We start from the raw sequence: 16061 nt of genomic DNA, 5'->3' as shown, positions 1-16061 counted from the left end.
GGGCGTCCTCGAAAGAGGCGTCTCGCGTCTACCCTACCGAGACCCGGCACGGGGCTCGGGGCGTTTCGCCTAGAGCCCGGTCCGGCGCAGCCGGAGCCGCCCTCCCCGCTCAAGCCCCCTTTGCATCACCCAGATCACCGAACAAGCGAAGCAATATCTCGTCCAAACTGGCGACCTTCTCGAATCTGGTTATCCGGACCTTGCGATGGTTCGGCCGCGCATTCTTCTGGCCGTCCGCAGTCCCCTTGCTATGTTTGGCGACGGCAAACGAAGTGATGTCCGGCAAAGGCTCGCCTGGCCCCGCGCCGAACCACAGATAATGGTCGAAAAAGAGGTCTGGCGTCACCACGATCCAGATGACGCACCCGCTCGGCTTCTCCATCAGCTTGAGGCTGATCTTGACCTCATCGGTCTTGCCGCCGACGATTTTGGTCTTGAACTGGATATGGCGGGTCACGCGGCCGCGGGCCATGACCAGATCATAGCCACCCGCGTCGAATTCGGAGCGCAGCACCTCGACATCGGTCACGCCCCGTTGCCACAGGCAGCGCAGCGCGTCCCCGACAAAGACATGCTCCACGATGCGCTCACGCAGGGTCGAGTGGATGAAATGCGGGCTCGCTTCCTCGGTAAGATCGTCCAATCAGCGCTCGCACAATAACGGCGGGGGCGAATGCCCCCGCCTGAAGGTTTCAACTGAACGGATCATATTCATTGATGACCGCGACGTCGCCATCGAACTCATCGGCGGTGATGACCGCGAACTGCGTGCCGATGCCGATAACCATGGTTGCGATCATGAGGGTTCTGGAGAGGCCGAGCGCGTGGAGGCGGGCGATCTTGATGTCGGTGAACATATCGAGGCTCCTTGCAAGCCGGCGGGTTCATCCCCGCTCGACTGGCGCCCGATGTGTTCGGCCGGTGGCCGCGATCACTTTTTGCCGCAGGCCAAAAAGCCGTAGCGCAAGCGACCGGACCCTTTACGGGTTGATCGCATGAGGCTGCCGGCCGGACCAAGGATTGCGCCTCAAAGAGCGGGGTGGACCCGCCTGACGCCAGGATTTGGGCTTCGCGCCGACCCTTCTAGTATGTCTCCAAGGTCGGCCCTTGCGCAGATCGCGCGGTCTTGCGCAGGATGCTGGAGAGTTCATCCATCAAATAGGGTTTGTTGAGCAGCGCGAACCCGCAGGCGCCTTCGTCGGCCCGGACATGGCTACAGGCGCTTGAAGATGATCCGCAGGCCGGGATAGAGGGCGACCTCTTGCTGTTTGTTCTTTTTTTGTTCTATGCTTCGCTTATGCTCCGAGTCGATGAAGATAGCCTGACCCTCCATCTTGAGGTGTCGCTCGCAACCGCCGAACCGGCACTGGTAACGGATATTCGCTGCGGTGACGCAGCCGTACGGCGGCGTGCGGTGGCGCAGCTTGCCCGGCATCTGGCAGTGCGTTTGCGCTGCTATGATATTCTCGCCGACGAGCCCGCCGCAAGGACGGGTACATTGCCGCTGTTCCCCGACGCATGACGAACGCCCCGTCCCGATCCCATCGCTGATGCTCACGGCCCTGCTTCTCGCTGTCGCGACCGTACCCGCCGGGCAGACTTTCATCTGTACGCCCACCAGGGTGTGGGACGGCGATGGACCGGTGTGGTGCCGGGAGGGACCACGGATTCGACTTGGCGGAATAGCGGCACGCGAGATCGGCGGCTCCTGCCGACGCGGTCAACCCTGCCCGCGCGCCAGCGGCGTCGCCGCGCGGGACGCGCTGGTCCGATTGCTTGGCGGCGCCAAAGGCAGAACCGGCACCGGCCATATCCTTGTCGCCGGCCCTAGGCTCCAATGTCGGTCAACCGGCAACGCGAAAGGAGATCGCACCGGTGCCTGGTGCTCTGCGCCGGGGATCGGCGACCTGAGTTGCGCCATGATCGCGACTGGCACGGTGCTGCGGTGGCGACGCTATGCGGCGGGCCATTGCCGCTGAGCGGACGCGGAGGGCGATAGCGGAATAAAGCTGTCCGAAATCTGTCTACAAGCTTCGGACAGGTCTAATTTACATTTGTCCGAAATTTGTATAGGGATTTCGGACATGGCCGATGATACTCCCGACCTCAAAGCCGCCATTCTTCAGCGGATCGACGCGCGTGCACCCAAAGCGGTGTGGACGCCGGGGGACTTTCTCGACCTTGGCAGCCGCGATGCCGTCGACAAGACGCTCCAACGCCTGGTCGCCGCTGACATGCTCCGCCGTATCGACCGCGGCCTTTACGACAAGCCCGGGCGCAATAGCCTGACCCAGCAAAGTAGCCCACCAGATCCCCGCGAGGTCATCGACGCGATCGCCCGACGCGATCAGATCCGGGTGCTGGTCGACGGCATGACCGCCGCCAATGATCTGGGCCTCACCAACGCGGTCCCGGCCAGGATCGTCGTCCATACCGATGCGCGGCTGAAGACGATCCATCTCGGCCATCTCACGATCAGCTTCCGCCTGACCGCCGCCAGCAAGCTCTTCTGGGCGGGGCGGCCCGCGATGCGGATCGTCCAGGCCCTTCACTGGCTGCGCGATACGATGGGAAGCGACCCACAAGACGATGCCACGGTCCACCGACGGATCATGGCGCTGCTGCATGACGCCCGACAGAGCAAATCCGTGCGCGACGATCTGGCCGATGGCCTGTCGACACTGCCGGCATGGATGCAGGCATATTTGAAGCCGATGCTGGCCAGTCGGGCGTCGGCCGCATGATGAACCCTGACTATGACCGCATCATCAGCGCTGACGACGACACCCGTCTCGGCCTGTTCACGACGACCGCGCAGCGCATCGGCACCACGCCCCAGAATGTCGAAAAGGATTTCTGGGTTTGCTGGACGCTCGACGCCCTGTTCAACGGATTGCCGCATGGTCCCCGCCTGCTGTTCAAGGGTGGCACCTCGCTGTCGAAGGGCTTCGGGCTCATCCGGCGCTTCTCCGAGGATATCGACGTCACCGTCTTTCGCGACGATCTGGGGCAGACCGCCTCGATCACCGAACTGGAGGCGATGAGCGGAAAGAAGCGGCAAGCCGCGCTCGACGCGATCCGCGAGGCCTCCGAGGCGCATATCCAGGGACCGCTGCACGACCAGCTCGCCACGCTCGTTGGCGAAGCCGCAGACCGCCTGGGCATAGCCGCCGAGCAATGGCGCGTCGAACCGGACCCCGAGGATGCGCAGGCGCTCTATCTACGCTATCCCTCGGTCACGCCTGTCGACGCCTACGTCGGCAAGGCCGTGAAGATCGAGTCCGGCGCGAAGTCTGCGCTCGACCCCCACGCAGTACATACGGTCCGGCCCTATCTCGAAAGCGACGTGCCGGGGATCGATCTTGCCATCACCAATATCACGATCGTCGATGCGGAGCGGACCTTCTGGGACAAGGTGGTCATCCTCCACGGCCTGCGGCGCTGGTTCGAGATCCGCGGCGTCCTGCGCGGCAACGGGCAGCGTGTGTCGCGCCATTATTATGACCTCCATGAGCTGCTGCAATCCGATGCGGGCAAACGCGCGCTGGCTGATCCGGCGCTTGGACGCGATTGCGTGGCGCATGCCAGGCTGTTCTTCAACCGGCCCGCCTTCGACCTCGCGACTGCCGTGCCAGGAAGTTTCGCGCTGTGCCCCGAGGGCGACATGGTCGATGATTTGCGCGGTGACTATCGCGCGATGACGGGCATGATCTTCGGCGCGGCGCCCGCATTCGACGATGTTGTCGAAAGCATTGCTGCGCTGCAGAACGCCCTGAACGCATCGGCATCCTGACCGAATTCCATACGAGCGCCAAGCCGCCGACAGCTATGACCAGGCCAACGCCCGTGATCAGCGCCGCACGCCAATAGACAGCTTCGATATGAGCGCAGAAGCCAAAGAAAGTGCCGCCCACAATCGCTGCAGCGGCGACAAGCCGTGCAGCGAGATCGGCCCCAGTCAGAAAAGCACTGCCAGGTGTGGCCCACAGCAATAGGACCGCCCCCATTCCCACAAATAGAATGCCGATGATGCCCAAAAGCACTTGGCTGACCAGTCGTAGGACAGGGGCTGAAGGTCTGCCGCATGCCAACGGCTCATCCCCGTACGGTTTGGGGCGCGATTGCGATCGACGAGAGATCGTTCGATGGGTCTACAGGAATGCCCGCTTCGCTCCGTTCGGAATAGCGATCGACGAGTTGATCGGCATGCGGCCGCAGCAGGACGGTAAAGCGTACAAGCTCCTCGACCACATCGACGATGCGATCATAATAGCTCGACGGCTTCATGCGGCCGTCATCGTCAAATTCGGCGAACGCCTTAGCCACGCTCGACTGGTTGGGGATCGTGAACATCCTCATCCACCGGCCAAGGATGCGCAGTGTGTTGACGCTGTTGAAGGATTGCGAACCCGCGCTGACCTGCATCACAGCCAGGGTCCGCCCCTGCGTCGGGCGCATGCCCTTATACGCCAGAGGCAGATGGTCGATCTGGGCCTTCATGATACCGGTGATCTGCCCGTGCCGTTCCGGGCTGCACCAGATCTGCCCTTCCGACCACAAGGAATGCGCCCGTAGTTCGGCAACGGCCGGGTGGTCGTCCCCTTCGACCTGGTCGGGAAGCGGCAGATCAGAAGGATCGAATATCCGCGTTTCACATCCGAAAAACTGGAGAAGCCGCGCAGATTCCTCCACCACAAGCCGAGAGTAGGATCGCTTCCGCAAGCTGCCATAGAGGAGAAGAATGCGTGGCGGCGGATCGTTCGGGCCGAGACCAAGCGCGGGCCTCCGGCGGGCAAAGGCCATCTTCAGAGCCGGCAGATAATCCGGCTCGGATAGCTGGCGCAGGCGCTCAAAGGCCATGATGTCCTCGCTCATCGGCCTTGCTCGGGCACGGTATCGGGAAACCAGCGGCGACCGAACCAGAAGGCGACATTCACCAGCAGGATCAGCACTGGCACCTCCACCAGTGGGCCGATGACGGCTGCGAAAGCGACCGGGGACGCCAGCCCGAAAGCGGCGATCGCGACGGCAATGGCCAGTTCGAAATTATTGCCCGCAGCCGTGAAGGCCACAGCCGTCGTGCGCGGATAGTCGCTGGCGATGAGCTTGCCCATGAAGAAGCTGATCGAAAACTGGACGACGAAATAGATCGTCAGCGGGATGGCGATGCGGACAGCATCACCGGGCAGCGTAACGATCTCGCTGCCCTTCAGGCTGAACATGGCAACGATCGTGAACAGCAGGGCGATGAGCGTAACCGGACCGATCTTCGGGAGGAATACGCTCTCGTACCAGTCGCGCCCCTTGGCCGCGACGAGACCCTTGCGGGTCAGATATCCCGCAAGGAAGGGAATACCGAGGTAGACCGCCACCGCTTGCGCGATGATCCAGAAGCTGACGTTGATGACGCTGCCCTCCAGCCCGAACAAGGGCGGCAGGAAGGCGAGGAAGAACCAGGCATAGAGGCTGAAGAACAGGATCTGGAAGATCGAATTGAACGCCACCAGCGCCGCGACATATTGATTGTCGCCCTTGGCAAGCTGGTTCCAGACGATGACCATCGCGATGCATCGGGCCAGCCCGATCAAGATGAGACCCGTCATATAGGCTGGCTCGGCGCGCAGGAAGATGACGGCCAGAACGAACATCAGCACCGGGCCGATGATCCAGTTCTGGACAAGCGATATCGCCAGCACCCGCTTGTCCTCGAAAACGCGCGGCAGCTCCTCGTAACGAACCTTAGCCAGCGGTGGATACATCATCAGGATGAGGCCGATCGCGATCGGTATATTCGTGGTGCCCCAGGACAGGCCGTTGATCGCGGCGGGCAGCCCCTCGATGCGCGTGCCAAGGCCTACGCCCAAGGCCATCGCCAGAAAAATCCACAAGGTGAGATAGCGATCGAGAAAGGATAGCCGTGGTCGACGGGTCTGGGTCATTGCGGTTCCTTGAGCGGTGGGGCGGCGTCACCGACACCCAGCGCGATCTGCATATAGACGGTGTCGAGCCAGCGTCCGAACTTGCGTCCCACCGAGCGCATCGTGCCGGCATGTTCGAAGCCGAGCTTGGCATGGAGGGCGACGGATGCCGCTTCACCCCCACCGATGACGGCAATCATCTGGCGAAATCCTGCCGCCTCGGTCTGTGCCAGCAGAGCAGCAAGCAGCGCCTTTCCGACACCTCGGCGCTGATGCCCGGGATCGACATAAATCGAGTTCTCGCAGCTCGACGCATAGGCAGGCCGATCGCGAAACTGCGTGGCATAGGCATAGCCGACAACATCGCCGCCCTGCTGGGCGGCGAGAAACGGCCAGCCTTTCGCCAAGCATGCGCCAATCTTGGCTTCGGTCTCCATCACCGAGCGCGGGCTGGTATCGAAGCTGGCGGTGCCCTCCCGGACATGATGGGCGTAGATGGCGGCGATCGCCGGCGCGTCGGCGAGGACCGCCGGCCGGACCGTAACCGCTGCCATCGTTCAGCCTGCCGTGACGCGGTTGCCGGCAGCGTCGACGACCTGCTCGCCGTCTTCCTTGGCGAAGGCACCGCGTTGGGCCGCGGGAATGAGGTCCAGCACCGCTTCGGAAGGGCGGCACAGCTTGACGCCGAGCGGCGAGACCACGAGCGGACGGTTGATGAGGATGGGATGGGCCATCATTGCGTCGATCAGCGCCGTGTCGGAAAGACCTTCATCGCCCAGGCCGAGGTCCGCAAATGGCGTGCCCTTCTCGCGCAACAAGGCGCGCGCGCCGATCCCGGCGCGTGCGATCAGGCTTTCCAGCTGACTGCGGGAAGGCGGCGTCTTCAGATATTCGATCACATGTGGTTCGATCCCGGCATTGCGGATCATCGCGAGCGCATTGCGCGACGTCCCGCATTCGGGATTGTGGTAGATGATGATATCCACGGTCATTCACCCGCCTCCGCCTTGGCGCTGGCGCCTTCGCTCTGTCCGATGTCCTTGAGCTTGCGCCGCATCGCCATGTCATCGAGGCTCGAGATCGGGAGCGCCAGAAACAGCGCAATGCGATTCTGCAAATAGCGCAGCGCCTGCAGGAAGGCCTCGCGTTGCCCCTCGCCCTCGATCGCAGCAGGGTCTTCAATGCCCCAATGCGCTGTCATGGGATGGCCGATCCACACTGGACAGGTCTCACCGGCTGCATTGTCGCAGACCGTGAAGATGAAATCGAACTGCGGCGCACCGGCACCGGCAAACTCATCCCAGCTCTTGGACCGCATATCGGTGGTATCGAAGCCGAGCCCCTGAAGCACCGACAATGCCATTGGGTGGACCTGCCCTTTTGGCTGGCTCCCGGCGCTATAGGCTCTGAAACGCCCCTCGCCGAGCTTGTTCATGACCGCTTCGCCAAGGATGGAACGCGCCGAGTTCCCGGTACACAGGAACAGGACATTATAAATACGGTCGGGCATACAGGGCTCCGTCAGCAGCAGGGAACAAGCTCGGCGATCAGCGGCTCGCACAGTTCCGCCCTGCCCCCGCAGCAATCCTTGACCAGGAACAGGGTCAGCGCCTTGAGCTGATCGAGGTCGGCGCGGTAGATGATCTGGCGACTGTGGCGCTCGGCACGGATCAGGCCCGCACGCGCAAGCCCGGCCAGATGCGATGACATCGTATTCTGGGGGATATTGAGCTGGCGGGCGACTTCGCCCGCGGCCAGGCCATCGGGCTCATGACGCACCAGCAAGCGAAACGCATCAAGGCGAGTGCCTTGGGCAAGCGCCGCCAGCGCGCTGATAGCAGAATCATTGTCCATATATCGATAATATTGGATATATGGATTTCTGACAAGCCCAAGCAGAGGAATGCCGACACAGCAAAAGGCCCGGTGGTTGTGGCCACCGGGCCTTCGCGGGTTTCAGAACGGAATTTCGTCGTCATCGACCGAGCTGTCATTGCCGCCCTGGTCGCCACTGGCGGACTTGGCGCGGGTGAGGAAGGTCACCTCGTCGGCGATGATCTCGACGCCATACCGCTCGATATTCTCGTTGTCGGTCCAGCGGGTGTAGTGGATGCGACCGCGCACCATCACCTTCATCCCCTTGTCGACATATTGTTCGACCGTCTTGCCGACGCCGTTGAAGCAGGTGATCCGGTGCCATTCGGTATCTTCGATCCGCCGGCCATTGTCGTCCTTGACGATCTTGCCGTTGCTGTCGCGCTTGGGCCGCGAGGTCGCGAGGCTGAAGTGGGTGATCTTGGTGCCGCCCTGGGTGGTGCGGGCTTCCGGCGTGGCGCCGACATTGCCGGCGAGGATGACGAGGTTTTGCATGTCGAGGTTCCTTTTTTGGGTGCCGAAGGGACCGTCCCTTCGACTGACCCCCGAAAAAGGCGGGCATGGGCGGTGCTTCCACCGAAGCGCGTCAGCCGCGCAGGGAAACCCCGACACAAGGGGTGGTGCGGGCAGCCGTGGCACACGGCAACTCGGCCCGAAGGGGAGCGGGTTGGAAGGACCGAACGACCGACTTAGGGATCAGGTCAAAAAGAAGAGATGGTGGCTTTGGTTCTATGAACCCAGGAACCGATGCAGAAACCTTCCCCTATCGCCGCGGCATGTCCCCGCCAGGCAGAGACCCCACAACCGGTCGTCAGCGCTTTTTCGCACCTAAGACGGTCGTCCGCAGCGAAACGACGGCAACTCTCATGGCAACAGACATAATGGCCGTCTGACGCACGGTACGCCGCAGGCCCGCCCATCCCCGGCTTCATGGGATGGCTAGCGCCTTTTCGAACCGCGCAAAGGATGATGCGGCAAAGGATGATGCGGTGGTGCGCCGTCACACGATCTGCGCCCTGATCACGGCAAGGAGACGGTCGATGCAGTGAGAGACGTCGGCCACATCGAAGGGTGACGCTCCAGCCCGGAACAAGGCGTCGATCTGGTGGCGGCGATAGGCCGGCGAAAGGATCGCGGCAAGTTCCGGCAATTCCGGAGGCAGGCCGGACAGGCCCGCCTCCATCGCAAGCGCCAGGGCCTTTTCGAGGTCATGCCGAATATGGACGCGGTTCCAGTCGTCGGCATAGCCGGCCTTCATCAAAAAGGCTTTGAGGCCGAGTTCGATCGCGATCGCCAGCGAATGTGCGGCACTCGCGGGCGCGATCTCCACCCCACCCGCCGCACCGCGCGCAAATCCCACAGCATTCTCCATGAAAATGCCGACAAGCGCTAGATCGACGGTCCCGGCAAAACGCCGCGCAGCGTCATCGAGCATGGAGGCCGATAGCCCGATCAACCAGCGCGGCCCGGCAATATTGCGCAAATGGCGCAGATACGCCGAACCCGGTTCATCGGTGTCGGTGCCGGCCGACCAGCGTAGCAGCAGCGCGGCCTTCCAGCAGCGCCCGTGACGCTGCCGGAAGGCTAGCAGAGCGCGCAGTTCCTCATCATGCAAATCGCGCATCATCATCTCTCTCTAGTTCGTGGTAAAGCGACCGTCGGTGCAGCGTCGGCAACGCGGATGGCTGGTGGACTCTGAGCCGCGTCCCGGCCGCCAACACGGCCGACGGGTTCCAGTGCTATTCAGCGACACCAAAAAGGGCCTCGGCGCCCTCCCCTCCTCTCGCCTGCGGGAATTTCCAGGGGAGGACGTTAAGCGCAGCGAAAAGGGGGCCGCCGGAAAACCGGCGGCCCGCGGCTTCAGCCCGCAGCGCGACGGGCAGCGGAAGGAGGGCTTCCCAACGGGCCGCGACGATCAACGACACGGAGTCCCCGAGCCTTGGCTTCGATGACAAGCCGCTCCGTCACGCCGTTGCCCTGGAAGGCGATAACGAACCGCGGCTTGAGCGAGAGCATCTGCTCGTTGCGACGGAAGCCGGCGCGGTCTCCGAGTTTGCGATCGAGACCGAACCGCACCTGCTGGATGCCATTCTGCTCGGCCCAAGACGCTGCAAGCCGCTCGATACCCTTCATATCGCCGCCGTGTACGAGATACATGTCGCCGACATGGGCGCGAACCTTGTTGAGGGTGGCCAGCAGATTATCGGCGAACGTCTTCATATCTTCGTCGTTGGCGAAGGTGAGGCGGCCACCGGCGAACACAACGGGCGTACCCTGCGCGGTGTTTGCGTTCAGAGCCCGCTCGCGGCGCGCTCGCAGGAAGGCATGGCCATCGACGATCCCGGCGGTGACGCCGAGCGAAATGCGGTTGCCGGACGATGGCACCCACGATCTCCCGGTCTCGCGGATATAGTGCGCGGCGGCGACATCGCGCATGATCTCGAAGGCACCAGCGGATTCCTCGACCTTCTTGGCAAGATCGATCTTCTCCTCCAGATTGGCCGTGCTGATTTCGGAGCCGTCCTGTTCGGCGAGGAGAAGGCGGATGTCGTCGGTCAATCGATCGACCAGTCCGTGTTTCTTGGCGGCGGCGCGGTGGAAGAGGTTCACCAGGCCCCAGCCCAGGTCTTCGATGTCGCGCTCCAGCGCGGTGTTTCCCATCGTCGTGAAGAGATCGCTCCAGATTGCGGTGGCGGTCTGCTCCAGCGCCTCGGTTGGTGGCGGCGCCATGCCACTCAGGTCTTCAGCGCGGGGTTCGAGGTGCCCTAGCTCCAGTGCCGCGAGTGCGGCTGCAAGCGATGTGGACATGATAGCGAGCCTTTCTGTCTGTGCCGGCGGCCTCTCCGCCGGATGCGCATCCTCCGGGCGCTCGCAAAAGAGGGGCTGGCACCGAGGCACAGCCGAGGGGAACTCGCGAACAAGGGGTGGTGCGGGCAGCCGTGGCACACGGCAACTCGGCCCGCCGTTCGCGGGTTGCCAGCGCCTCGCGGGCGCCCATATGCGGCATCCTCTGGCGGGGAAGGTGTCGACACAGACCGGTTTCGCTTTGCCCTCAGACCCTGCCGTCGATCCGGAATGGGGGTATCTCCAATTCCGCCGCTGCGAGATGCGACAGCACCGCCGCGAAGCTGCCGAGACCGCGCACCGTTTCCGCCGAGATCAGGATCTGGTCATCGTCCGACGCGCTGAAACTGCGAACGGTCATGCCGTCAAAGACCACCCGCTCCGGGCCAAACGCCCCAGGAGCGCCGCCAGCCCAGCGCGCGAAGACAAGGGCATGATCGACACAGAAAGTCTCGATCGCCTCGAACCGGCCCCAGGCAACCTCATGGTCGGCCAGGTACAGGGGAACGCTCGTATCGAGAGCGTCCGGATCGAACGCGGTGCCCTCCCAGTCCGTATAGGCGCCGTCGCTCGCGACGGCAGCGCAGAAGCCGGGAAGGAGGTCAGGGGACAGCGATCCGCCGATGCGGATCGCGACAGAAGCGCGATCGGCCATGAGAGTCTCCATAGCTAGGGAGGGGGTCAGCCTGCGGACTGACCCCGGTGGAATGCGTCGAGCCAACGCGCCATCGACATGCGCTGCTCGACGGGTTTGCGCGCTTGCGCCGCCTGGAAAGCGACCAGCGCGAGCGGTGCATCCGCAACGATCCGATCAACCTCGCTCGGTGGCAGAAGGCCGAGCGCACGGACATAGGCGGTGATATTGCCCGGTCTCGGTATCGCCCCGCCGCGCCCGACAACGGGCTTGCGCCAGAGGCCCTCGATCGTGCGCAAGCGCGGTTTTGCGCGGGCCTCCATCAGAACGATGGTGCGAAGTTCATCCTTGGAGAGCGCATCCACCTCGTGTGGCCGCATGGCGGGACAGAAAAAACATGAGGATTTAGGCGGTACAGGGAGGCCCGCACGCTCAATACGTGCAACGCAATCCGCCCGGGTCCAGCCCAGTTCGCGAAGGGGATACCGATAGTCATAGCGAGGGTCAGCATATCCCTCGGCATGCGCGTAGCGTCGCTGATCGGCACCGGAACAGTCATAGCCGATCAGTTTGACGACACGTCCGCCTTCTCCCCAGCACCGTATCGCGGGCGCCCATTGGGCCGTCCATTTGTCCTGCGGCGCCACCTTCCATTTGAGCGAGCACGACCCCCGCCCAAATGCCTTGGACGGCAGGGTGGCGTTGGTCAGCATGTTGGTGCCCAAGCTATCATAGGGCGGCCAATGCTTGAAGTTTCGCGGTTCGTAGCGGACTATCTCGGACGCAACATCGTGACGGTCCATCCAATGACGAAAGACCGGAATGAACGCATAGGTATCGGTCTTCTCGGATCCGGTATCGGCGAACAACACCATATCGATCGGCTCGCCTCGTTCGACGAGCTCGATGATCATGGCGGTGGAATCGACGCCCGCGCCCCAGGCCGCGATCACTGGCGCGCGCTCAACCATCGGTCGCGTCCTTCGGGACGATGGTCGGGTTGATAAGCCGGTATGCGCGCGTCTTGAGCTTTGTGATCCGGCACACAGTGCCGGTTGTGGGATCGCGAAAGAGCGGTGCCTTGCCCTTCGGATTGGCAATGACCGTGAAGCGGTCGCGATCTTCGCCGTCATTGAAACGAATGGGCTCGTCGAAGACGATGGTCTGTCCCGGCTTCGGGGCCGGCTTCGCGCGTTCGAGCTTGCGGCGAACCAGGTTGGCACGACAGCGTGCGCGCCATTCGGAGGCGTAGGTGCTGTCGGTTTCGGTCAATTCATCGAGAATTGCAGCGGGGCAGTCGCTTTCGCACGGTCCCATCGCTTCCGTCAGTCGGGTAGGATTGGTGCTGCTCATGGAGTCAGCCCTGATCCCCCCGCCGAACCGCACGTGCAGCTTTCACTGCATGCGGCTCTCCACTGTGACCTACCATTCCTTCGCGCTGATCGGGCAATCGGCCAGCATGAGTGTCCCGGTGGCACTGCTCGCACAGGACTACCGTCCTGCGCGCGCGGGCCGCCTTCATTCTCACGACAAAGCCGCGGTGCGAAACATCGGCCATCCCCCGGATATGGTGCACCTGACACGGAATATCGGATCGACCGCAAGCCTCGCATTGCTTGGCATTTTGACGTTCAACCCAGTCCGTACGTGAGTGTGTGAACACCTGCGTCCAAGGCTGGATATCAATCCTGGACGAGGTGGCCGGATCACGTTTCAGATGAGCCAGTTTCCAGACTTTGACCGATCGGGGCTGGCCATCGACGTCGTAGCCGATGGTAAATTCCTGCCCCGTCCTCATGCGGGCCACGACCGCTCGCACATTGGTCTTGTGCTTGCTGGCCAAGGTCTTGAACAAGCTCCACCGCTGGAGGAACTCAAGCCTGTTCAGCTTGAAGCTCACATCCTTGGCGAGAGCGTAATAGTTCGCAAAACCCCGCAATTCGGCGTTGTAAGCAAGGACAATCTCAACGTCGCTGCAGCTGAGCAGCAGGCTACGATGACGCGGCTTCAAGACCGACAGATCACCATAGCCCTTCGCCGAGGCAAACGCGTGGACCTTCTCCCAAGGGACATGCAGCTGCATCACTTCCGACGGCGGCCTGCGGAGGAAGCTGACGGAGCCCTTTCGGCTCCGAACCACCCGCTGACGTGTCGTATATGTGCGGACTTCATATCCAAGGAAGGCGGCCCCATCGCTCGCCTTGCGGATACCGCTTTTCTCCTCGGACACCGTTAGCGCCAATGCTTCTGTCAGGAATGCCCTGACTTCGGCGAACACGCTTCGTGCATCCTCCTTGCTACCGATAACCCCAATCATGAAGTCGTCCGCGTAGCGACAGTAACGAAGTCGGCGATAACCGGGGTCCATCGCATCTCCCGACGGGATGGACCGCTTTTGCGGCAGTAAGGTTTGGATTTTGGCCAAGGCGGCCGCAACCTTCACCTCGTCGACGTTCTCTTTAGCCCGCAGCATAGTGACGCGCTTCCGTTGTTTCTGGATGCGCCCAGCCAGTCGCCCATATTCCGGGTTCGTGGCACGGACCTTCCCCCTCTCGAAAGCCGCCATCCGTTCCGCCATGAACATATCGAGTTCATGGAGATAGATGTTGGCCAGGATTGGAGAGACGATACCGCCCTGCGGAGTGCCGCTGTAGGTCCGGGTGTGAACCCGGTCTTCCATAACGCCCGCCTTAAGCATGCTGCCGATCAGGCCGATGAATTTCTCGTCATCGATCCGTTTCCGCAGCAGCCGCAGGAGAATGTCATGGTCGATGTTCTCGAAGAACCCTGCGACATCCACATCTACGAGCCATTTCACCCCCGTCCATACGGCTTTGACATGTTCAAGCGCCGTATGACACGACCGGCCCGGCCGGAATCCATGGGAGGCGTTCGAGAACACCGGCTCATAGATCCGTTCGAGCAGTTGCCGCGCCACTTCCTGAACGAGGCGGTCATCACGCGTGGGAATCCCCAGCGGACGCCGTTTGCCCTTGCCTTTCGGGATAAACACCCGACGCACTGGTTTGGGATCGTAGGTCCCTGCCATCACGCTGGCGATAATCGGGTCGAGGTCTTCCGGTCCAAAGTCCACGAAAGTCTCGCCGTCGATACCCGGCGTCATCGCACCCTTGTTGGATGCGATCTTTTGGAGGCCGTCCTCCCAAAGGAGGCGAGACCCCATCAGACGATAGAGCCCATTCACCCGTTTGCCCGACGCAACGAGCGTCGGAATGGCCTCCAACCGGCCTTTCACAGTTTCTGGCAGCATCAGCACACCCCATGATCGGTGGTTGAAGAATCACAGCTGCCGCCCTTCCCCCGGTCTTCCCCGCTTTCGGCCTGATCGCTCAAGACCTTATACGGTTGCACCGCCGCCTCCGAAGAGGTCGATGTCCCGGGCATTACCCCGGGCGTTTGAGTAATATGGCGGCTCCGTACCCATGCAGGCCGGCAGAAGCCGCCTGTTTAGGGCATCCCGTAGTTACGCTGAATGGAGATGCGGCGCGGTTAGGTGTCCCGTTCGTCCACTAAACCCCTCGACGAGAGGCGCACCGGATGGGCTGAGAAACAGGCGGCCAAGACATGAGACCGCTGTCAACATCCGGACCTGGCGTGACAGTCGCTTTCGCCAGTATCGCTATATAGATTGCTGCAGACTGGGATTTAAGCAGTATAGCCTTCACCATACGCACCTTGCCCTGACCGTCATCGTCTCGATTTGCGACTGAGACGCATCCGGCCTTTTCCGAACATGCTATTGTTCCCCGTCCCTTTCGGGATTTCAGACCTTGTGAGGTCCGAGGTTAGTCCGGCGAGCAGAGGCATTCTCAACTTACCTCATCATCACTGATACTCCATTTCAGCGCCGCAACGGCGCACTATCTTTGTAGCCGAACGTGCAGCCATCGCGCGCGCCGGTGCTTTGCCTGGTCAGGCACACGACGGCGAAGACGGCCCGAGCGCCGGACGCCTCGATCCGTTCGCACGCGGCATAATAGGTCGAACCGACCATCGAAGACGCGAGAACCGTGAGACGATGATCCGCGTGCGCATAGGTGAACTGGTTGTCGAGATAGGAGCGCGGCGTGGCGTAGCCATCCTTATCGCGCATGAAGAGCCAACCCATGAAAGGTCTCCTGCATTACGGGGTTCAGGCCGCAGCGGCGAGGCACACAGCGCCGATCTCGTCGGGCGTGCCGGCAAGCCGGCGGCGGAACGCGGCCACGTCGAGCAACTCGGCAATCGGCGCGCAGTAAGGCCTGCCAACCGCCTGCCCATCGCGACAGCGGCTGATCGACACTTCGCTGTCGGGGAGGAAGCCCCGTGGAACCACGCGAACGGCGAGATCCGCGTGGCGCAGCTCCGTCGTGCCGTCTTCGTGATCGGCACCCATGACGGTGTTGATACGGACGTCGTCCGCATCGAGACCGATCGCCGTCGCGAGACGTGCAAGCGCGCGGCGCGCCTGATAGTGGAAGGTACGTTTGGCGTGGTAGTTTCCGCCGACGCTCTTCCCGGCGATGTCGAGCAGCGCCGGCGCGGCGGCAACCGCCAGGCGATCCGCTTCGCAACGGAGGCGAAGGGCGTTGACGCTGGGCGTGTCGCGTTCGGCAATGTCCGCCAGATGGCGGATGAGAAGAAGGATTGCCGCGTCGCCGGCGACAGGCTTGCCGGCACGCTGACAATCGTCGACGGCGGCGTTGAGGGCGTGGAGCGCCGCCGGCAGATGGTCCAGACCGGCGAGGGAAAGGGCCTGATTGTGGCGGTAGAGCGTATCGTAGAGCATG

The 16061-nt window shown here is 62.6% G+C and carries 21 protein-coding genes; 4 read left to right on the top strand and 17 right to left on the bottom strand.

Features of this window, described 5'->3' with window-relative positions:
* Positions 1–109: 109 nt before the first annotated feature.
* Both V474_RS21000 and V474_RS26320 read right to left on the bottom strand, forming a co-directional pair.
* Positions 110–643 (bottom strand): hypothetical protein, encoded by a 534-nt coding sequence (locus V474_RS21000; RefSeq protein WP_021243492.1) that lies wholly within the window; start codon positions 641–643, stop codon positions 110–112.
* 49 nt (positions 644–692) lie between these two features.
* On the bottom strand, positions 693–857 hold the full coding sequence (locus tag V474_RS26320; protein WP_021243491.1) for a hypothetical protein: 165 nt from the start codon (positions 855–857) through the stop codon (positions 693–695).
* Between the two features lie 311 nt (positions 858–1168).
* On the opposite strand from V474_RS26320, the gene V474_RS25775 reads away from it, so the two are divergent.
* From V474_RS25775 to V474_RS20985, 4 genes are all read left to right on the top strand, one after another.
* Positions 1169–1522: a hypothetical protein gene (locus V474_RS25775; RefSeq protein WP_021243490.1), complete on the top strand. Its 354-nt coding sequence runs from the start codon at positions 1169–1171 to the stop codon at positions 1520–1522.
* 28 nt (positions 1523–1550) lie between these two features.
* The gene (locus tag V474_RS26690) at positions 1551–1979 is read left to right on the top strand and encodes a thermonuclease family protein (protein WP_081659626.1); all 429 of its coding nucleotides are present in this window, start codon (positions 1551–1553) and stop codon (positions 1977–1979) included.
* Between the two features lie 105 nt (positions 1980–2084).
* Positions 2085–2744 carry a DUF6088 family protein gene (locus V474_RS20990; RefSeq protein ID WP_021243489.1) on the top strand — a complete coding sequence of 220 codons (660 nt, stop codon included), beginning with the start codon at positions 2085–2087 and terminating at the stop codon, positions 2742–2744.
* Positions 2741–3793: a nucleotidyl transferase AbiEii/AbiGii toxin family protein gene (locus tag V474_RS20985; RefSeq protein WP_231377889.1), complete on the top strand. Its 1053-nt coding sequence runs from the start codon at positions 2741–2743 to the stop codon at positions 3791–3793. Before V474_RS20990 ends, V474_RS20985 begins: the two co-directional genes overlap by 4 nt.
* Positions 3794–4095: 302 nt before the next feature.
* Here the strand turns inward: V474_RS20985 and arsH are convergent, their stop codons facing one another.
* The 15 genes from arsH to V474_RS20910 all read right to left on the bottom strand — a co-directional run bounded on the left by arsH (position 4096) and on the right by V474_RS20910 (position 16060).
* On the bottom strand, positions 4096–4875 hold the full coding sequence (arsH, locus tag V474_RS20980) for an arsenical resistance protein ArsH (RefSeq protein ID WP_021243487.1): 780 nt from the start codon (positions 4873–4875) through the stop codon (positions 4096–4098).
* Positions 4872–5939: an ACR3 family arsenite efflux transporter gene (arsB, locus tag V474_RS20975; RefSeq protein ID WP_021243486.1), complete on the bottom strand. Its 1068-nt coding sequence runs from the start codon at positions 5937–5939 to the stop codon at positions 4872–4874. The genes arsH and arsB overlap by 4 nt, the downstream gene beginning before the upstream one ends.
* A complete protein-coding gene (locus tag V474_RS20970) occupies positions 5936–6472 on the bottom strand; it encodes a GNAT family N-acetyltransferase (RefSeq protein ID WP_021243485.1) in 537 nt (178 codons plus the stop codon). Before V474_RS20970 ends, arsB begins: the two co-directional genes overlap by 4 nt.
* Before the next feature lie 3 nt (positions 6473–6475).
* On the bottom strand, positions 6476–6910 hold the full coding sequence (gene arsC, locus V474_RS20965; RefSeq protein WP_021243484.1) for an arsenate reductase (glutaredoxin): 435 nt from the start codon (positions 6908–6910) through the stop codon (positions 6476–6478).
* Positions 6907–7428, bottom strand: coding sequence for an arsenate reductase ArsC (locus tag V474_RS20960; RefSeq protein ID WP_021243483.1), 522 nt, complete (start codon positions 7426–7428; stop codon positions 6907–6909). The genes arsC and V474_RS20960 overlap by 4 nt, the downstream gene beginning before the upstream one ends.
* A gap of 11 nt (positions 7429–7439) precedes the next feature.
* Positions 7440–7772 (bottom strand): ArsR/SmtB family transcription factor, encoded by a 333-nt coding sequence (locus tag V474_RS20955; protein WP_021243482.1) that lies wholly within the window; start codon positions 7770–7772, stop codon positions 7440–7442.
* A gap of 102 nt (positions 7773–7874) precedes the next feature.
* A complete protein-coding gene (locus V474_RS20950; protein WP_021243481.1) occupies positions 7875–8288 on the bottom strand; it encodes a single-stranded DNA-binding protein in 414 nt (137 codons plus the stop codon).
* A 505-nt stretch (positions 8289–8793) separates the two neighbouring features.
* Positions 8794–9423: a hypothetical protein gene (locus V474_RS20945; protein WP_021243480.1), complete on the bottom strand. Its 630-nt coding sequence runs from the start codon at positions 9421–9423 to the stop codon at positions 8794–8796.
* Positions 9424–9653: 230 nt separating this feature from the next.
* Positions 9654–10601: a DUF2493 domain-containing protein gene (locus V474_RS20940; protein WP_031290476.1), complete on the bottom strand. Its 948-nt coding sequence runs from the start codon at positions 10599–10601 to the stop codon at positions 9654–9656.
* A gap of 244 nt (positions 10602–10845) precedes the next feature.
* Positions 10846–11292 (bottom strand): hypothetical protein, encoded by a 447-nt coding sequence (locus tag V474_RS20935; RefSeq protein WP_021243478.1) that lies wholly within the window; start codon positions 11290–11292, stop codon positions 10846–10848.
* Between the two features lie 26 nt (positions 11293–11318).
* Positions 11319–12242 carry a hypothetical protein gene (locus tag V474_RS20930; protein ID WP_021243477.1) on the bottom strand — a complete coding sequence of 308 codons (924 nt, stop codon included), beginning with the start codon at positions 12240–12242 and terminating at the stop codon, positions 11319–11321.
* On the bottom strand, positions 12235–12624 hold the full coding sequence (locus V474_RS20925) for a DUF6927 domain-containing protein (RefSeq protein ID WP_021243476.1): 390 nt from the start codon (positions 12622–12624) through the stop codon (positions 12235–12237). Before V474_RS20925 ends, V474_RS20930 begins: the two co-directional genes overlap by 8 nt.
* Positions 12625–12628: 4 nt before the next feature.
* Positions 12629–14542, bottom strand: coding sequence for a reverse transcriptase domain-containing protein (locus tag V474_RS20920; RefSeq protein WP_021243475.1), 1914 nt, complete (start codon positions 14540–14542; stop codon positions 12629–12631).
* Between the two features lie 591 nt (positions 14543–15133).
* On the bottom strand, positions 15134–15400 hold the full coding sequence (locus tag V474_RS20915; protein WP_021243474.1) for a hypothetical protein: 267 nt from the start codon (positions 15398–15400) through the stop codon (positions 15134–15136).
* Positions 15401–15424: 24 nt separating this feature from the next.
* On the bottom strand, positions 15425–16060 hold the full coding sequence (locus tag V474_RS20910) for a hypothetical protein (RefSeq protein WP_021243473.1): 636 nt from the start codon (positions 16058–16060) through the stop codon (positions 15425–15427).
* Position 16061 lies beyond the last annotated feature (1 nt).

This window comes from Novosphingobium barchaimii LL02, from assembly GCF_001046635.1.
Classification (GTDB): domain Bacteria; phylum Pseudomonadota; class Alphaproteobacteria; order Sphingomonadales; family Sphingomonadaceae; genus Novosphingobium; species Novosphingobium barchaimii.
Note: the sequence above shows the minus strand (reverse complement) of the source record. Positions and strands in the feature narration are given on the sequence as shown.